A 16,000-nucleotide genomic window follows, 5' to 3' on the forward strand; every position below is an offset into this window, starting at 1 on the left:
TTCGTCGAACGAAGCATCGCGTCAGCCGCGGCGGCCGGCACCCAATGCGTCGTCGAAAACTTTCTGCCACAGACCGAGCACATGCTCGGCCGAAAAACGGTCGCGGACATCCTGTGCGAGCTCGCCCATGCGGGCGCGCCCGGCCGGATCATCCATCATGCTCGACAATGCCTTGGAGAGCGAAATGGCGTCGCCGACGGGCCGTACCAGCACGCCGTCGACCTGATCGCGAATGATCTCGCGCGGGCCGGTGTCACAGTCGAAGCTTACCGCCATCAGCCCGCTCGCCATCGATTCGAGCAGGGTGTTCGACAAGCCCTCGAAATGCGAAGACAGCGCGTACAGATGTGCCGCCGCGTACCAATCGCCGACGTTGCCGACGCGGCCGGGCATCTGAATGCGTTCGGCCAGGCCGGCCGCATCGATGCGAGCCTGCAGATCGGCGCGCTCGTTGCCCTCGCCCAGCAGGATCAGGTCCCACTCGGGATGCTGCTGCGCCAGACGCGCGAAGGCCTCGATCAGCACGTCGAACCCCTTGTCGGCATGCAGCCGTCCCACACCCAGCACGTACTTGCGGTCCGGACGAACGGTGGGCGCCACCACGGGCTCGCTGCGGGGCAGCGGCCAGTGCACCGGGTTGGGAATCACGGCCAGGCGGCAACCCGGCACATGGGTGTCGAGCCATTCGGCCGTGCCGCGCGTGAGCGCCACGACGCGGGCGGCGCGGGGATATGTGAGGCGGCGCAGGCGCTGCCACATGCCCGAGAGCGTCTGCGAGGGCGGGTGCGTGTGTTCGGTGGCGATGACGCGGCAGCGCAGCCCGCGGGCGGCCAGCACCGCCAGCACGGACGCCGTGGTCATCATGCCCAACACGATGTCCGGCCGGAACGACTTGATCAGGGCGCGCAGCGCGGCCACGCGCCGCAGATTGGCCAGCACCCCGCGCAGTCCGCCGCCCTCGCCCGCCGTGTTCAGAACACGGCGCTGCACGCGCGGGTCGAGGGTGTAGACATCACCCTCGGCGGGCGCCTGCGTCACCAGCATCACCTCGCGCCCCTGAGCCACCCAATGGGCGCTCAGGTCGGCGGCAACGCGCTCGGCGCCGCCGCCATGCAGCGAATGGATGAAGATCAGCACGCGAGGACCGGCGGCCAGCTCGGACATTCAGTTTTGCTCCTTGCCAGACTCGGTGGGCGGCGCATCCTGAACCGGACGCAACGCGACGACCACATAGCAGACGTACGACAAAAGATACATGAGGCTCGTGGCCAGCATGATGCCCTGCGTGCCCATGCGCGGCGCGAGCACCAGATTCATGCCGGCCTTGAGCAGAAAATTGGCGACCGCGATCGCGGCCATGATGCGATAGCGGTTCTGACTGGCCAGCAGCTGCACCAGGATCAGCACACCGAAATAGAACGGCAGCTGCAGCAGCCCCCAGCGGAAAACCTCCGCCACGGTCTGCGTGTTTTCGGCGGTGAAGGCGCCGCGTTCGAACAGAATGCGCACCCCCCACGGGGCCAGCCACCAGCCGATCAGCACGGCGACGGCGCCCGCCACCACCATGAGATACGACCACTTCAGCGCCATCGCGCGGGCCCGCACGCGGTCGCCGCGATGCTGGACATCGGCCAGCACCGGCAGCGCGGCGCGTCCCACCGACACCGCGCCGATGCCGAGCACCAGCGACAGCAGCCGGCTGGCATAGCCCAGGGTGGCGTTGGCGTTGGCGCCGAGATTGGCCGCCGCGTATTGATCGAGCGGATTCACGAAGCTCATCGCCACCTGGCCGATCAGCATCACGCCCGCGGCGCTCATCAGCTCGGGCCAATGCGGCGACCGCAACGACAGGCGCGGCGCGCCCCAGAAGCCCTGGTCGGCGCGCGCGGCGAGCCAGGCCAGCCACACCATCTGAATGACGTAGCCGACCAGCGTGCCCCACAGCAGCGGCCCGACCTGATCGGGGCTGAAGGTGGCCAGCATGACCCAGCCGAGGGTGGTGATCGCGGGTACGCTGTCGAGCAGCGTATTGACGTGACGCTCGTGCGAGCGCAGCCGCGCCGCGCTGATACCGGCCACGAGCAGGATGGCCGACACGGGCGCGAACGCCCACAACAGCTCGCCCGTCATGGCCGACACCGCCGGCGACAGCCCCTTGCCGAGCGAACCCAGCACGAAGGGCCATGCAAACCAGGTCAGCAGCCCCAGCAGGATGCCGCCCAGCAGCGTCCAGGCCTGGAGCTCGGAGACGAACAGGTCGCGTTCTGCGCCGCCTTCGCGCCGCAGCTTCACCAGCACCGGAATCAACACCACCGACAGCACACCGACGATCGTGACCGGCAGCCAGTTGGCCATGGTCATGGTGAACTGATAGGCGTCGACGGCGTCGCTCACGCCGTAGCGATAGGCGACCGCCATCTCTTTGATGGCGCCCGCGGCCTTGCCCAGAATGAGAAAGACGGCAACCCGGAACGCACCCCTGAAGATTCGCTGGTGGTCCGGATGGATGTTGCCGAGCTTGCGGATCAGGGCTTTCAAATCAGGTCAGGAATCGCACGTACCAGGGCATCGCGGCTTCCAGCCCGCCCAGGATGTCGAACTGCGGCGCATAGCCCAGCAGACGACCGCCCTTGCCGATGTCCGCCTGCGAGTGACGCACGTCACCGGCGCGGAAGTCGGCGTGCACGACGTCCTGCTCATAGCGCACGCCCTGACGGCCGAGGCTTTCCTTGAGCATGTCGAACAGCTGATTGAGCGTGGTGCGGCCGCTATAGGCCACGTTGTAGACCTGGTTGCGCGCTTCGCCGGTCGCCATGGCGGCCAGGATATTGGCCTGCACCGCGTTGTCGACGTAGCAGAAGTCGCGGCTGGTCTCGCCGTCGCCGTTGATCGTCACCGTCTGGTTCTTGATCATCGCGGCGGTCCACTTCGGGATCACCGCGGCGTAGGCGCCGTCCGGATCCTGGCGGCGGCCGAACACGTTGAAGTAGCGCAGGCCGATCGTCTCGAACCCGTACGACTTGGCGAAGACGTCGGCGTAAAGCTCATTGACGAGCTTGGTGACCGCGTAGGGCGAGAGCGGCTTGCCGATCTTGTCCTCGACCTTGGGCAGATCGGGATGATCGCCGTAGGTGGAGCTCGACGCGGCATACACGAACGCCGACACCTTGGCGTCGCGCGCGGCGACCAGCATGTTCAGGAAGCCACTGATGTTGACTTCGTTGCTCGTGATCGGATCGGCCAGCGAACGCGGCACCGAACCCAGCGCAGCCTGATGCAGCACGCGATCCACGCCCTCGACGGCGCGCTTGCACGCGTCCAGGTCGCGGATGTCGCCCTCGATGAACGAGAAGCGCGCCCACTGCTCGGCGCTCACGAGGCCGCGGACTTCGTCGAGATTGCGCTGATGGCCGGTCGCGAAGTTGTCCAGGCCGACCACGGTCTGGTCGAGCTTGAGCAGGGTTTCAATCAGGTTCGAGCCGATGAAGCCGGCGCAGCCGGTCACCAGCCATTTGCGCGGTGCGGCGCGCAGCTGTGCGCAGACCGATTCGTAACGGGTGCTCGTGGTCATCGTCGCGCCCCCGATCAAAGACGCAGGTCCGACGCATCGGCCGGCAGCACGTACTTGAGGTCGTACAGGATGTGCTTGGCCTTGCCGAGCTTGCGGATCTCGTCCGCGCCCATCTTGACGAACTCTTCGTGCGACACGGCCAGAATCACGGCGTCGTACTTGCCGGCCTGCGGCGATTCGATCGGCGTGATGCCGTATTCGTGCTCGGCCTCTTCCTTCTCGACCCAGGGGTCGTACACGTCGACGGCGACGTTGTACTCACCGAGCTCTTTCACGATGTCGACGATGCGCGTGTTGCGCAGGTCGGGGCAGTTTTCCTTGAAGGTCAGGCCCATCACCAGCACGCGCGCGCCTTCCACGTAGATGCGCTGCTTGGTCATGGCCTTGACGAGCTGCGACACCACATAGGCGCCCATCGAGTCGTTCAGGCGGCGGCCCGCGAGAATGATCTCGGGGTGGTAGCCGATGGCCTGCGCCTTGTGCGTGAGGTAGTACGGGTCCACGCCGATGCAGTGACCGCCCACCAGACCCGGACGGAACGGCAGGAAGTTCCACTTGGTGCCGGCGGCCTGCAGCACGGCTTCGGTGTCGATGCCCATCTTGTTGAAGATCAGGGCCAGCTCGTTGATCAGCGCGATGTTGACGTCGCGCTGGGTGTTCTCGATCACCTTGGCCGCTTCGGCCACGCGGATCGTCGGCGCCTTGTGCGTGCCGGCCACGATGATCTGCTTGTACAGCTGGTCGACCAGCTCGGCCACTTCGGGCGTCGAGCCCGAGGTCACCTTCTTGATGGTGCTGACGCGGTGCGCCTTGTCGCCCGGATTGATGCGCTCGGGGCTATAGCCGGCGTAGAAGTCTTCGTTGAACTTCAGGCCCGACACGCGCTCGAGCACCGGCACGCAGTCTTCTTCGGTGGCGCCCGGGTACACGGTGGACTCGTAGATCACGATGTCGCCGCGCTTGAGCACGGCGCCGATGGTCTCGCTCGCCTTGACCAGCGGCGTCAGGTCGGGCTGCTTGTATTCGTCGATCGGCGTGGGCACGGTGACGATGTACACGTTGGCCTTGCTCAGCTCGGCGCGGTCGGCCGTGTAGCTCAGCTTGGTGGCCGAGGCCAGTTCCTGATCGTCGACTTCGAGGGTGTGATCGTGACCGGCCTTGAGCGCGTCGATACGGCGGGTATTGATGTCGAAACCGATGACATCGCGCTTTTTGCCGAATTCGACCGCCAGAGGCAGACCCACATAGCCCAGGCCGACGACGGCCAGTTTCACATCATCAATACGCAAGATAAATCTCCCTGTTACCGGCAACGGTTACGGAATTCCAAGATAAGGTCGGGTGCGCGTGCCAGGCTGGTGGTAAGCCACACCAGCCTGAATCCCCAAGCGTTCAGGGGGTACGCAGCACGGACGGCAAGAGCAGCCACCCCGGACGGCGCCACGAAACCAGGCGCATGTACAGCCAGGTGTAGACGCCGGCGAACACGAGGAGACTGGCGCACAACGCCCAGGCGTTGTCCCACCAGATCGTGGCCGGCACCAGGCCGATGAGCGCCAGCACCCACATATAGGGCGAAGCCAGCGCGTTGCACAGCGCGGGGACGGCATGACGCCGGCCGCGCGAGAACGTCACGCGCACCAGCCGGCGGAAGACCAGTTGATGCAGATGCAACGCGTCGGGCTGATCGACCGGGACGCCGCGCTTGAAGCGGCGGCGCCAGATCGAAAAGCCGGTTTCGAAGACGGGATAGAACAGCACGGCGAGCGCGTAGAACGGCGACACCGACGGATTGCGGACCACCAGCAGCACGGCCAGCTCGGCCAGCATGAAGCCGAGGAAATAGGCGCCACCGTCACCGAGAAACACACGGCCGAACGGGAAGTTCCAGACCAGGAATCCCAGCGTGGCGGACGCCAGTGCGGCCGACACCATGAAGATGGGCATGTCGCCGACCTGCAGCGCCACGAGGCTGATCGAAATCGCCATCAGGGTGGCGACCATGCCGGCGAGGCCGTTCATGCCGTCGACGATGTTCAGGGCATGCGTACAGCCGCCCACGGCGAACATCGTGAACAGCAGCGAGACGGGCCAGTAGGCGAGGATCATGTCGACCCAGGGCATGCCCACGCGGCTCACGCCGCCGAGCAGCCACCAGGCGATGGCCGCCGACGCGAACGCGGCGAACAGGCGCTTGCTCGCGCCGATATCCTTGGTGATGTCTTCGAGCAGGCCCGCCACGAACACGGGCAGCGCCGACACGAACAGCGCGGGCCACAGCCAGGTCAGGGTCATGTTGCTGGGACCGAGCACCAGCAGACCGGCGAGCGAACCCGCGAGCACGGCCAGCCCGCCGACGCGCGGCGTGGCGCGCGAATGCGAGGCCTGGGGTTTGTTGAGATCGCTGTCGCCAGTGAATGCGCCATGCCAGCGCTCTGACGCCACGATGAGTCCCCCCACCATGAACGCGACCACGCATATGTACAGCCAGGTCACAGAATCACCTTTGGTTGGTCTATCGAGACAGGTCCGCCATTATCTGGCGCAGGTGTAACGACCATATATGGGACGAATGAACAAGTGCAAGTCGCAGGCACAGAACGTAACGCATCCGCGACCGCGGAATGAGGTCTCGCGAATGGCCGCGAAAACAAAACCGACAAGCGCAGGCCTGGAATCCCGGTGACGGCCATCGCCATTCGCCGCCCGCCAGAGGCCTGCCTTCGCAGATTGTAGAACTTTCCCAGGACGCACAGCCGACTATTTAGGGGAAAACGCGTAGATCCCCGCATGCTTCTCGCCGCAAAACAGGGACGCATTGCTCGGACTTAAAAAAAAGCCCGAGATCGTAAGATCTCGGGCTAAATCCACCAAAGGAGGAGGGTGGAGGAGACAACCGTGGCACACCGGGATGTGGGCTGGGAGCTAGGCTCTGGACCCCCTGGGGGGCAGCCCGGACATCCTTGCGAGGGGAGCGCTGCATCTTGCTTTGTCGCTCGGACCGCACTCGCGTTTCGGCATCCGTTGAATGAATAGTAGCGCAGCGTTTTGTGCAATGCAAGATTTTTTTGAGCGACCGCCCTTGCATCTTGTTGCTGTTGGGTCGACGCATCAGCTGGGCCGCTCACCGGCCGCAGAAGCGCAGCCAGCCTGCGTCTCGCGGACGCGGGGGTAATGCCTCAAAGGGAAAACCCTTGCGCACTTACCCTAGGAAATTCAAGCACTTGAGACGGGGCCGAGAATGAAAAACGGGCGCCAGGCGCCCGTTTTATCGCATTGCACCAATCTGGTACCGCCCGCAGGGCGATCCTGAATGGGTCGGTGGCGTCAGATCCGATAGGCCGCCGTGGTCATGACCTTGGACATGGCCCGCATGGCGGCCTTGACCGGACCAGGCAAGGGAACGGCGCCGGCGCGCTCGGCACTGGTGCGATGCCCGATCTCGTCGACCTTCATCTGCTGCACGACCTCGCGCGACCGTGCGTCGGCCGGCGGCAGGATGCGCAGATGCTCGTCGAGGTGCGCCTCGACCTGGCGCTCGGTCTCGGCCATGAAGCCGAGATTGCGCGGCACGCCGGCCACGCTGGCGAGCACGCCCAGCGCAAACGAGCCGGCATACCAGACAGGATTCAGCAGGCTGGGCCGGCTGCCGAGCTCGCGCAGCCGCGTGTCGCACCACGCCAGGTGATCGACCTCTTCGGCGGCGGCCTCGAGCAGGAGCTCGCGCGCGGCGGGCTCGCGGCAGACGGAGGCCTGGCCGCGATACAGCGCCTGCGCGCAGACCTCGCCGACGTGGTTGACCCGCATCAGACCGGCGGCGTGACGCTTGTCGGCCTCGGACAGCGACTGAGGCGCCTCGTCGGCCCGGGCCGGATACGGCCGGCCGGCCACCGCGCTGCGCGACAGCACCTGCAATGCGCAATCGATCTCGCCCAGGAGGCCATCGAGCGGCCCCGCGCGCCGGGTCAGGGGGGTGAAACCTGGGGCGGAACGGGCGTACGACATGGGCGACTCCTTGAGGCTGGCGTCCCTGGACCGTGGGACTCAGGATCAGATTGTAGTGCCGCCTTTGGGGGCCCCTCTTCCCCGGTTATGATTCCCCTTTGATAGTGCGCAAGCAAATACCTAGCGTCGAGGGATGCAGAACCATGGAATGCACAATTGATTGGGGCGGTCCGTCCGGCATGCTGTTTACCGCCAGCACGGGCAGCGGCCACGTCACCAACATGGACGGCGCCGTCGAAGGCGGCGGTCATAACCTGGCCCCGCGCCCGATGGAGATGCTGCTGGCCGGAACCGGCGGCTGCACGGCCTACGACGTGGTGCTGATCCTCAAGCGCGGCCGTCACGACGTGACCGGCTGCAGCGTGAAGCTCTCGGCCGAACGCGCCGATACCGACCCCAAGGTCTTCACCAAGATCCACTTCGCGTTCACCGTGACCGGACGCAATCTGCCGCAGGCCGCCGTCGAGCGCGCCGTGCAGCTGTCGCACGAAAAGTACTGCTCGGCTTCGGCCATGCTCGAGAAGACCGCCGAACTGACCTTCTCGGTGGAAATCGCCGATACGCAAGGCGCGGCCCAGCCCGCCTGATCGCCTTCCGGTCGACCCCGCGGTCGACCCACCAGGCCGGCCGCGCCGCGGCCGGATCCTACGCACCACCCGGCGCCCGCACGCGCCCGCTCTCATGAAACAGTATCTCGACCTCGTCCAGTCCATTCTCGACCAAGGCGCCTGGCAATCGAACCGCACCGGCATCCGCACGCTGTCGCTGCCCGGCGCGATGCTGCGCTTCGACCTGCAGCAAGGCTTCCCGGCCGTGACGACCAAGAAGCTGGCGTTCAAGTCGGCGATCGGCGAGCTGGTCGGCTTCCTGCGCGCCAACGACAGCGCCGCCGACTTCCGTGCGCTGGGCTGCAAGGTCTGGGACCAGAACGCCAACGAAAACGCGCAGTGGCTGGCGAACCCGTATCGCGACGGCCCCGATGACCTGGGCCCGGTGTACGGCGTGCAGTGGCGCAAATGGCCGGCCTACAAGCTGCTGCCGCGCGCCAACAGCGCGCAGATCGAGGACGCGCAGGGCCGCGGCTATCGCATCGTGTCCGAGCTCGACGAGGCCGGCGTGCCGCACGTGCTGCTCTACAAGGCGGTGGATCAGCTGCGCCAGTGCCTGGACGCGATCCACAACAATCCCAGCGATCGCCGCATTCTGTTCCATGGCTGGAACTGGGCGCAGATCGAAGAGATGGCGCTGCCGCCCTGCCATCTGCTGTACCAATTCCTGCCCAACGCCACCACGCGCGAAATCTCGCTGTGTCTGTACATCCGGTCCAACGACGTGGGCCTGGGCACGCCGTTCAACCTCACCGAAGGCGCCGCGCTGTTGCATCTGGTGGGCCGCCTGACGGGCTATACGCCGCGCTGGTTCACGTACTTCATCGGCGACGCGCACATCTACGAAAACCATCTGCCGATGCTGCGCGAACAGCTCACCCGCACGCCGTTCGAGGCGCCGCGGCTCACGCTGTCTTCGCGCATTCCGGATTTCAACCAGACCCAGCGGTATGAGCCCGAGTGGCTCGAGCAGGTGGAGCCGGGCGACTTCGCGCTCGAAGGCTATCAGCACCACGCCCCGCTCACCGCGCCGATGGCGGTCTGACGCCACGCCCCGCCGCATCCCGACCATGACCACGCCCGTTCTGAGCCTCGTCGTCGCCTACGCCGCCAACCGCGTCATCGGCCGCGACAACGCCCTGCCCTGGAAACTGCCAGGCGACCTCGCCCACTTCAAGCGCACCACGCTGGGCCGCCCCATCGTGATGGGGCGCAATACCTGGGAATCGCTGGGCCGCCCGCTGCCCGGCCGCCAGAATATCGTGGTGAGCCGCAACCCGGACTACCTCGCGGAAGGCGCGCAGGTCGTGGGCTCGCTTCCCGAGGCCGTGGCCGCGGCCCAGCCCGGCGGCGAAGTCTTCGTGATCGGAGGCGCGCAGATTTATGCGCAGGCGCTGCCGCTCGCGCAGCGTGTGATCGCCACCGAAATCCAGGCCCAGATTGAAGGCGACGCCTTCTTCCCGCCGTTGCCGGCGTCGTGGCGCGAGGTCTCGCGCCAGCCCCAACCCGAAGAAAACGGCCTGCGCTACGACATCGTCGTTTACGAACGCCAGGCCTGAAGGCGAGCGCCGGCCCGAACGTGGTCCGGCGCCTCGCGCATCAAGGCGCGCACACGCGCCGCATGAACCGCCACAGCTCGCCGCTGCCTGAATACGCCACGTTGAAGCGCAGCCAGGGCGTATCCGTTTCGGCCGCATCGAAGTAGCTGCCCGGCGCCAGCCAGATTCCGTCACGCAGCGCCTGCTCCGCCAGCGCCGCCGCGCCCTGGTCGCGCCAGCGGCCCGACGGGCGGGCCCACAGAAACAGACCGGCCTGCGGCCGCGCCGCGATCTCGAAACCCGAATCATCCATGTGCCGGCACACCTGCGCATGCGCCTGCGCGAGCCGCTCGCGGGTGCGCTGGATGTGCGCGCGCAGCCGGCCCTCGCGAATCACCTGATGCACCACGCGTTCCATGATCTCGGGCGAGGTCAGCCCCACCGCCATCTTGGTGCGCGCAATATCGCGGATGACATCGCGATGCGCGACGACATAGCCCACCCGCACCGACGGACTGATCACCTTGGAATAGCCACCGAGATAGACCACGCGCTGGCCGCCATCGAGCGCGGCGAGCAGCGGCCCGTGCGACGGCAGCAGGTCGCGCGAGATATCGTCTTCGATGATCCAGAATCCATGCTGCTCGGCCAGCTGCAGCAGGCGGAAGGCATTGGGCATGGTGAGGCTCATGCCCGAGGGGTTCTGCAAGACGGTGTTGACGAACAGCGCGCGCGGCGCGTGCGCCTGCACGAGCCGCTGCAGCTCGTCGATATCGAGGCCCGCCTCGGTGCGCGGCACCGCCACCACCCGCAGGCCGTTCAGACGCAACAGCTGCAGCAGGTTGGCATAACAGGGCTGCTCGACGATCACGGTCTCGCCGGGCCGCAGCAGCGTGCGAATGACCATGTCCAGACCGTGCGTCACGCCCTGCGTGAGCACCACCTGATCGGCCTCGGCCATGAGGCCATGCGCGCCGAGGGCGCCCGCCACGCTCTCGCGCAGCGGCGCGTAGCCGTAGGGATGCCCGTAGCCCGAGATGCGCAGCGCCGGCACGCGGCCCATGTGGCGCAAGGCCTGGTGCAGGCCTTCTTCGTTGAGCCACTCGCCCGGCAGCCAGCCGCAGCCCGCCTTGATCGGGATGGAGTGGTCGGCATAAATGTCCGACAGCAACCAGGCCGAGGTGAGCCGCGGCGGCGCCCACGCCGCGGCCGGGCCGGGGACACGCGCCGGGCGGCCGGGCGAGATCACGCGATAGCCGGCGCCCGGACGGGCCGCCAGCCAGCCCTGCGCCACCAGCCGGCTGTAGGCGCTGGCAACCGTAAAGGTGCTGACCCCGTGCTGGCGCGCGAACTCCCGCACCGAGGGTACGGACATACCCGCACGCAGCTCCTGCTGTTCGATCGCCCGCGCGAACGCCTGGATGACCTGCTCCACGAGGGTGGGGCCGCCGTCGCGGCGGCGCACGGGCTGGAAGTCGATCATGAATCTGTACGGTTATCCATTCTGAAGCAATACAGTTTGGGGCTTTTGCATGGATTGTATATTTTCATTCCAAATCGGCGGGGCCAGAATCGCTGACATTCCCTGGCGGCTCCGATGGCCGCCCAGGATTTCCCCCTGGAGTCACCATGAACGCCCCCGGCACGCCCGATCTGTCGCATCTCTGGATGCCCTTCACCGCCAACAAACAGTTCAAGGCGCAGCCGCGCCTGCTGACCAGCGCCAAGGGCATGTACTACACCTCGGGCGACGGCCGCCAGATCCTGGACGGCACCGCGGGGCTCTGGTGCGTGAACGCCGGGCACTGCCGCGAGGAGATCACGCAGGCGATCGCGCGCCAGGCGGGCGAGATGGACTACGCGCCCGGCTTCCAGCTCGGTCACCCGCTCGCCTTCGAGGCGGCCAGCGCGGTCGCCTCGTTCATGCCCAAGGAACTGGACCGCATCTTCTTCACCAACTCGGGCTCCGAGTCGGTGGACACCGCGCTCAAGATCGCGCTGGCCTATCACCGCATGCGCGGCGACGCGCAGCGCACCCGCCTGATCGGCCGCGAGCGCGGCTATCACGGCGTGGGCTTCGGTGGCATTTCGGTCGGCGGCATCATGGCCAACCGCAAGACCTTCTCGGGCGCCCTGCTCCCCTCGGTCGACCACCTGCCGCACACGCACAACCTCGAACACAACGCCTACACGCGCGGTCAGCCCGAATGGGGCGCGCACCTGGCCGACGAACTCGAGCGTCTGATCACCCTGCACGACGCATCGACCATCGCGGCGGTGATCGTCGAGCCCATGGCCGGCTCGACCGGCGTGCTGGTGCCGCCGCGCGGCTACCTCGAGCGGCTGCGCGAAATCACCTCGCGTCACGGCATCCTGCTGATTTTCGACGAAGTGATCACCGCCTTCGGACGCCTGGGCAAGGGCACGGCCGCCGAATACTTCGGCGTGACGCCCGACCTGATCACGATGGCCAAGGGCGTGAGCAACGCCGCGGTGCCGGCCGGCGCCGTCGCGGTACGCCGCGAGGTGCACGACGCCATCGTCAACAGCGCGCAGGGCGGCATCGAGTTCTTCCACGGCTACACGTACTCGGCGCATCCGCTGGCCGCGGCCGCCGTGATCGCCACGCTCGACATCTACAAGCGCGAGCAACTGTTCGAGCGCGCCGCCAGCCTGGCGCCCGCGTTCGAAGCCGCCGCGCATGCGCTGCGCGGCGCGCCGCACGTCATCGACGTGCGCAACATCGGGCTGGTGGCGGGCATCGAACTCAAGCCGCGCGACGGCGCGCCGGGCGCGCGCGCCGCCGAAATTTTCCACAAGGCCTTCGACAGCGGCCTGCTGGTGCGCTATACCGGAGATACGCTCGCCGTGTCGCCGCCGCTCATTATCGACGAGGCGCAGATCGGCGAGATGTTCGACCGCATCGGCAAGATCCTGAAAGAAGTCGCCTGACCCACGCCCTATCGGGCCACGACGCCGCGCCGCGAGGCGCGGCGTTCATGTTCCAAGCCTAGAAGCAGCACCGAACCATGAAACAGATTACGCACTACATCAACGGCCAGGCCTACGAAGGCCGCAGCGGCCGTTACACCGAAGGGTTCAACCCCGCCACGGGCGCCATCTCCAGCACCATTTCGCTCGCTTCCGCGGACGATGTCGGCCTGGCCGTCGCGGCCGCGCAAGCGGCCTTCCCGGCCTGGTCCGAAACGCCCGCGCTCAAGCGCGCGCGCATCCTGTTCAACTTCAAGGCCCTGCTCGACAAGCACCAGGACGAGCTCGCCGAACTGATCACGCTCGAACACGGCAAGGTGTTCTCCGACGCGAAGGGCGAAGTCACGCGCGGTATCGAAGTGGTCGAGTTCGCCTGCGGCATTCCGCATCTGCTCAAGGGCCAGTACACCGACCAGATCGGCGGCGGCATCGATAACTGGAGCATGCGCCAATCGCTGGGCGTGGTGGCCGGCATCACGCCGTTCAACTTCCCGATGATGGTGCCGTGCTGGATGTTCCCGGTGGCCCTGGCCTGCGGCAACACCTTCGTGCTCAAGCCTTCCGAACGCGATCCCTCGGTCTCGATCCGGCTGGCCGAACTGCTGAAAGAAGCCGGCCTGCCCGACGGCGTCTTCAACGTGGTTCAGGGCGACAAGACCGCCGTCGATGCGCTGATTCAGCATCCCGACGTGCAGGCCCTGTCGTTCGTGGGCTCGACCCCGATCGCCGAATACATTTACGCCGAAGGCACGCGCCGCGGCAAGCGCGTGCAGGCCCTGGGCGGCGCCAAGAATCACCTCGTGGTCATGCCCGACGCGGATCTGGATCAGGTCACCGACGCCCTCATGGGCGCGGCGTACGGTTCGGCCGGCGAGCGCTGCATGGCGATCTCGGTGGCGGTCGCGGTGGGCGACATCGCCGACAAGGTGGTCGAACGCCTGAAGCCGCGCGTCGAAGCCCTGATCGTGAAGGACGGCATGCAGCCCGACGCCGAAATGGGCCCGCTCGTGACGGCGCAGCACCGCAGCAAGGTGCTGGGTTACATCGAAGACGGCATCGCCACCGGCGCGACGCTGGTCGCCGACGGCCGCGGCCTGAAGGTGCCCGGCAACGAAAAGGGCTTCTTCCTGGGCGGCACGCTTTTCGATCACGTCACCCCGAAGATGAACATCTACCGCGAAGAGATCTTCGGCCCGGTGCTGTGCGTGGTGCGCGTGCCCGATTTCGCCTCGGCGGTGGAGCTCATCAACGCGCACGAGTTCGGCAACGGCGTGGCCTGCTACACCTCCGACGGCGGCATCGCCCGCGCCTTCGCGCGCCAGATCAAGGTGGGCATGGTCGGCATCAACGTGCCGATCCCGGTGCCGATGGCCTGGCACTCGTTCGGCGGCTGGAAGCGTTCGCTGTTCGGCGACCACCACGCCTACGGCGAAGAAGGCATCCGTTTCTACACGCGCTACAAGAGCGTGATGCAACGCTGGCCCGACAGCATCGCCAAGGGCGCCGAATTCACCATGCCGGTGGCCAAGTAAGCACGACGGCCCGCGCCGGGAGCGATCCCGGCGCGGGCTTTGCATTTTGCAGTCGCAATACCGCACTCGGAGACGCAGTACCGCAACAAGACCTCAGAACGCGCCCAACGCGTCGGCAGTCAGCAAGCTATCCAGAACAACTTTCACAAGGGGTTTTCCGATGCGCATCGGGATAGGCGGCTTTCAGCACGAAACCAATACGTTCGCGCCTTCGCGCGCGGCCTGGGAGGACTTCGCCGACAAGGGCGGAGGCTGGCCAAAACTGGTGAGCGGACAGGGCATGTTCGCCGCCGTGGCCGGCGCCAACATCCCGGTGGCGGGATTCATCGATGCCATGCGCCAGCACACGCTGGTGCCCACCACCTGGACGGCGGCCAGCCCATCGGGTCCGGTGACCCGCGACGCGTTCGAACGCATCTCCACACTCATTCTCGACGGCCTGCGCCAGGCGATGCCGCTGGACGCCGTGTACCTCGATCTGCACGGCGCGATGGTCACCGAGCATCTCGATGACGGCGAAGGCGAACTGCTGCGCCGCGTGCGCGAGCTCATCGGCCCGGACGTGCCGCTGGTCGCCAGCCTGGACCTGCATGCCAACGTCACGCGCGCGATGGTGCGCCATGCCGACGGCCTGGTCTGTTATCGCACCTACCCGCATGTGGACATGGCCGAAACCGGCGCCCGCGCGGCGGCGTTCCTGCAGCGCCGCCTCGACGGCATGCCGCGGCCCAGCGTGTGCCTGCGCCAGCTGCCCTATCTGATCTCACTCTGCTGGCAGTCCACCGACATCGAGCCGGCACGCGGCCTCTATCGCCTGGTCGACGACATCGAGGCCCGCTCGGCCATCAGCCTGTCGTTCGCCACCGGCTTTCCGGCGGCCGACTTCCCGGACTGCGCGCCCACTGTGTGGGCCTATGGCGAGACCCAACAGGATGCCGACCGCGCCGCCGACGAGATGACGCGCGCGGTGCTCGACGCCGAACACGAGTTCGGCGGCAAGATCTACACCCCCGACGAGGCCGTGCGCGAGGCCATGTCCATCGCACGCACGGCGAGCAAGCCCGTGGTGATCGCGGATGTCCAGGACAACCCCGGCGCCGGCGGCAGCTCGGACACCACCGGCGTGCTGCGCGCCCTGATCCGCAATCAGGCCAGACACGCCGCCATCGGACTCATCGTCGACCCCGAGGCGGCGCTGGCGGCGCATCGCGCGGGCGTCGGCAAGACGGTGCGGCTCTCGCTGGGTGGACACTCGGGTATTCCCGATGACGAGCCCTTGCAGGCCGATTTCGTCGTCGAGAAGCTCTCCGACGGCAAGTTCGATACACACGGCGCGTTCTACCGCGGATTCCATATGGATCTGGGCCCCTCGGCCTGCCTGCGCATCGACGATGTGCGCGTGATCGTCGCCTCTGTGAAGGTGCAGATGGCCGATCAGGAAATGTTCCGTTTCGCCGGCGTGGAGCCCACGCGCGCCGCCATTCTGGTGGTCAAGAGCACGGCGCATTTCCGCGCGGATTTCACCGACATCGCGCACGTGATCCTGGTGTGCGAAGCGCCCGGCTCGATGCTCATGGATGCGGCTAAACAACCATGGACACGGTTGCGCCACGGCATCAGAATGGCGCCATGCGGTCCGGTCTTCGCAAGCCGGACCGCATGACAGACCCCCGGGCCCGACGCGGCCCGGATGCTCAGCAGACTCACCCTATGGCCAGGCCGCCCGCGGCGGCGCTGGCTCATCCACAACGACGG

13 protein-coding genes are annotated in these 16,000 nt (G+C 66.8%); 6 read left to right on the forward strand and 7 right to left on the reverse strand.

The genetic code is table 11. The features are described 5' to 3' along the window. Nucleotides 1–21: 21 nt before the first annotated feature. The 6 genes from CEK29_RS20010 to coq7 all read right to left on the reverse strand — a co-directional run bounded on the left by CEK29_RS20010 (nt 22) and on the right by coq7 (nt 7,576). Complete coding sequence (locus CEK29_RS20010; RefSeq protein WP_094804073.1) at nt 22–1,164, reverse strand: glycosyltransferase family 4 protein; 1,143 nt, start codon at nt 1,162–1,164, stop codon at nt 22–24. After that, nucleotides 1,165–2,538 (reverse strand): murein biosynthesis integral membrane protein MurJ, encoded by a 1,374-nt coding sequence (murJ, locus tag CEK29_RS20015; protein ID WP_094804075.1) that lies wholly within the window; start codon nt 2,536–2,538, stop codon nt 1,165–1,167. 1 nt (nt 2,539) lies between these two features. Next, nucleotides 2,540–3,571 (reverse strand): SDR family oxidoreductase, encoded by a 1,032-nt coding sequence (locus CEK29_RS20020; RefSeq protein WP_094859129.1) that lies wholly within the window; start codon nt 3,569–3,571, stop codon nt 2,540–2,542. Nucleotides 3,572–3,585: 14 nt separating this feature from the next. Further along, nucleotides 3,586–4,860, reverse strand: coding sequence for a Vi polysaccharide biosynthesis UDP-N-acetylglucosamine C-6 dehydrogenase TviB (gene tviB / locus CEK29_RS20025; RefSeq protein ID WP_094859130.1), 1,275 nt, complete (start codon nt 4,858–4,860; stop codon nt 3,586–3,588). A 103-nt stretch (nt 4,861–4,963) separates the two neighbouring features. Further along, a complete protein-coding gene (locus tag CEK29_RS20030; RefSeq protein WP_094804079.1) occupies nt 4,964–6,067 on the reverse strand; it encodes an MraY family glycosyltransferase in 1,104 nt (367 codons plus the stop codon). Nucleotides 6,068–6,898: 831 nt separating this feature from the next. Then, the gene (coq7, locus tag CEK29_RS20035) at nt 6,899–7,576 is read right to left on the reverse strand and encodes a 2-polyprenyl-3-methyl-6-methoxy-1,4-benzoquinone monooxygenase (protein ID WP_094804081.1); all 678 of its coding nucleotides are present in this window, start codon (nt 7,574–7,576) and stop codon (nt 6,899–6,901) included. A 143-nt stretch (nt 7,577–7,719) separates the two neighbouring features. On the opposite strand from coq7, the gene CEK29_RS20040 reads away from it, so the two are divergent. The 3 genes from CEK29_RS20040 to CEK29_RS20050 all read left to right on the forward strand — a co-directional run bounded on the left by CEK29_RS20040 (nt 7,720) and on the right by CEK29_RS20050 (nt 9,743). Beyond that, entirely contained in the window at nt 7,720–8,163 is a 444-nt protein-coding gene (locus CEK29_RS20040; protein WP_094804083.1) for an OsmC family protein, read from the forward strand. A gap of 94 nt (nt 8,164–8,257) precedes the next feature. After that, nucleotides 8,258–9,229 (forward strand): thymidylate synthase, encoded by a 972-nt coding sequence (locus tag CEK29_RS20045; protein ID WP_094804085.1) that lies wholly within the window; start codon nt 8,258–8,260, stop codon nt 9,227–9,229. Nucleotides 9,230–9,254: 25 nt separating this feature from the next. Beyond that, nucleotides 9,255–9,743, forward strand: a complete 489-nt coding sequence (locus CEK29_RS20050; RefSeq protein WP_176456942.1) for a dihydrofolate reductase — start codon at nt 9,255–9,257, stop codon at nt 9,741–9,743. A gap of 40 nt (nt 9,744–9,783) precedes the next feature. Here the strand turns inward: CEK29_RS20050 and CEK29_RS20055 are convergent, their stop codons facing one another. Continuing rightward, a complete protein-coding gene (locus CEK29_RS20055; protein WP_094804087.1) occupies nt 9,784–11,205 on the reverse strand; it encodes an aminotransferase-like domain-containing protein in 1,422 nt (473 codons plus the stop codon). A gap of 146 nt (nt 11,206–11,351) precedes the next feature. Between CEK29_RS20055 and CEK29_RS20060 the strand changes: the two genes are divergently transcribed. The 3 genes from CEK29_RS20060 (at nt 11,352) to CEK29_RS20070 (ending at nt 15,908) form a co-directional block, all read left to right on the forward strand. Further along, nucleotides 11,352–12,674 (forward strand): aspartate aminotransferase family protein, encoded by a 1,323-nt coding sequence (locus tag CEK29_RS20060; protein ID WP_170948576.1) that lies wholly within the window; start codon nt 11,352–11,354, stop codon nt 12,672–12,674. 77 nt (nt 12,675–12,751) lie between these two features. Then, a complete protein-coding gene (locus CEK29_RS20065) occupies nt 12,752–14,245 on the forward strand; it encodes a CoA-acylating methylmalonate-semialdehyde dehydrogenase (RefSeq protein ID WP_094804089.1) in 1,494 nt (497 codons plus the stop codon). Nucleotides 14,246–14,405: 160 nt separating this feature from the next. Beyond that, a complete protein-coding gene (locus tag CEK29_RS20070; protein WP_094804091.1) occupies nt 14,406–15,908 on the forward strand; it encodes a M81 family metallopeptidase in 1,503 nt (500 codons plus the stop codon). Nucleotides 15,909–16,000: the final 92 nt, after the last annotated feature.

The sequence above is a fragment of the Bordetella genomosp. 5 genome (genome assembly GCF_002261475.1).
Lineage (GTDB): Bacteria > Pseudomonadota > Gammaproteobacteria > Burkholderiales > Burkholderiaceae_B > Bordetella.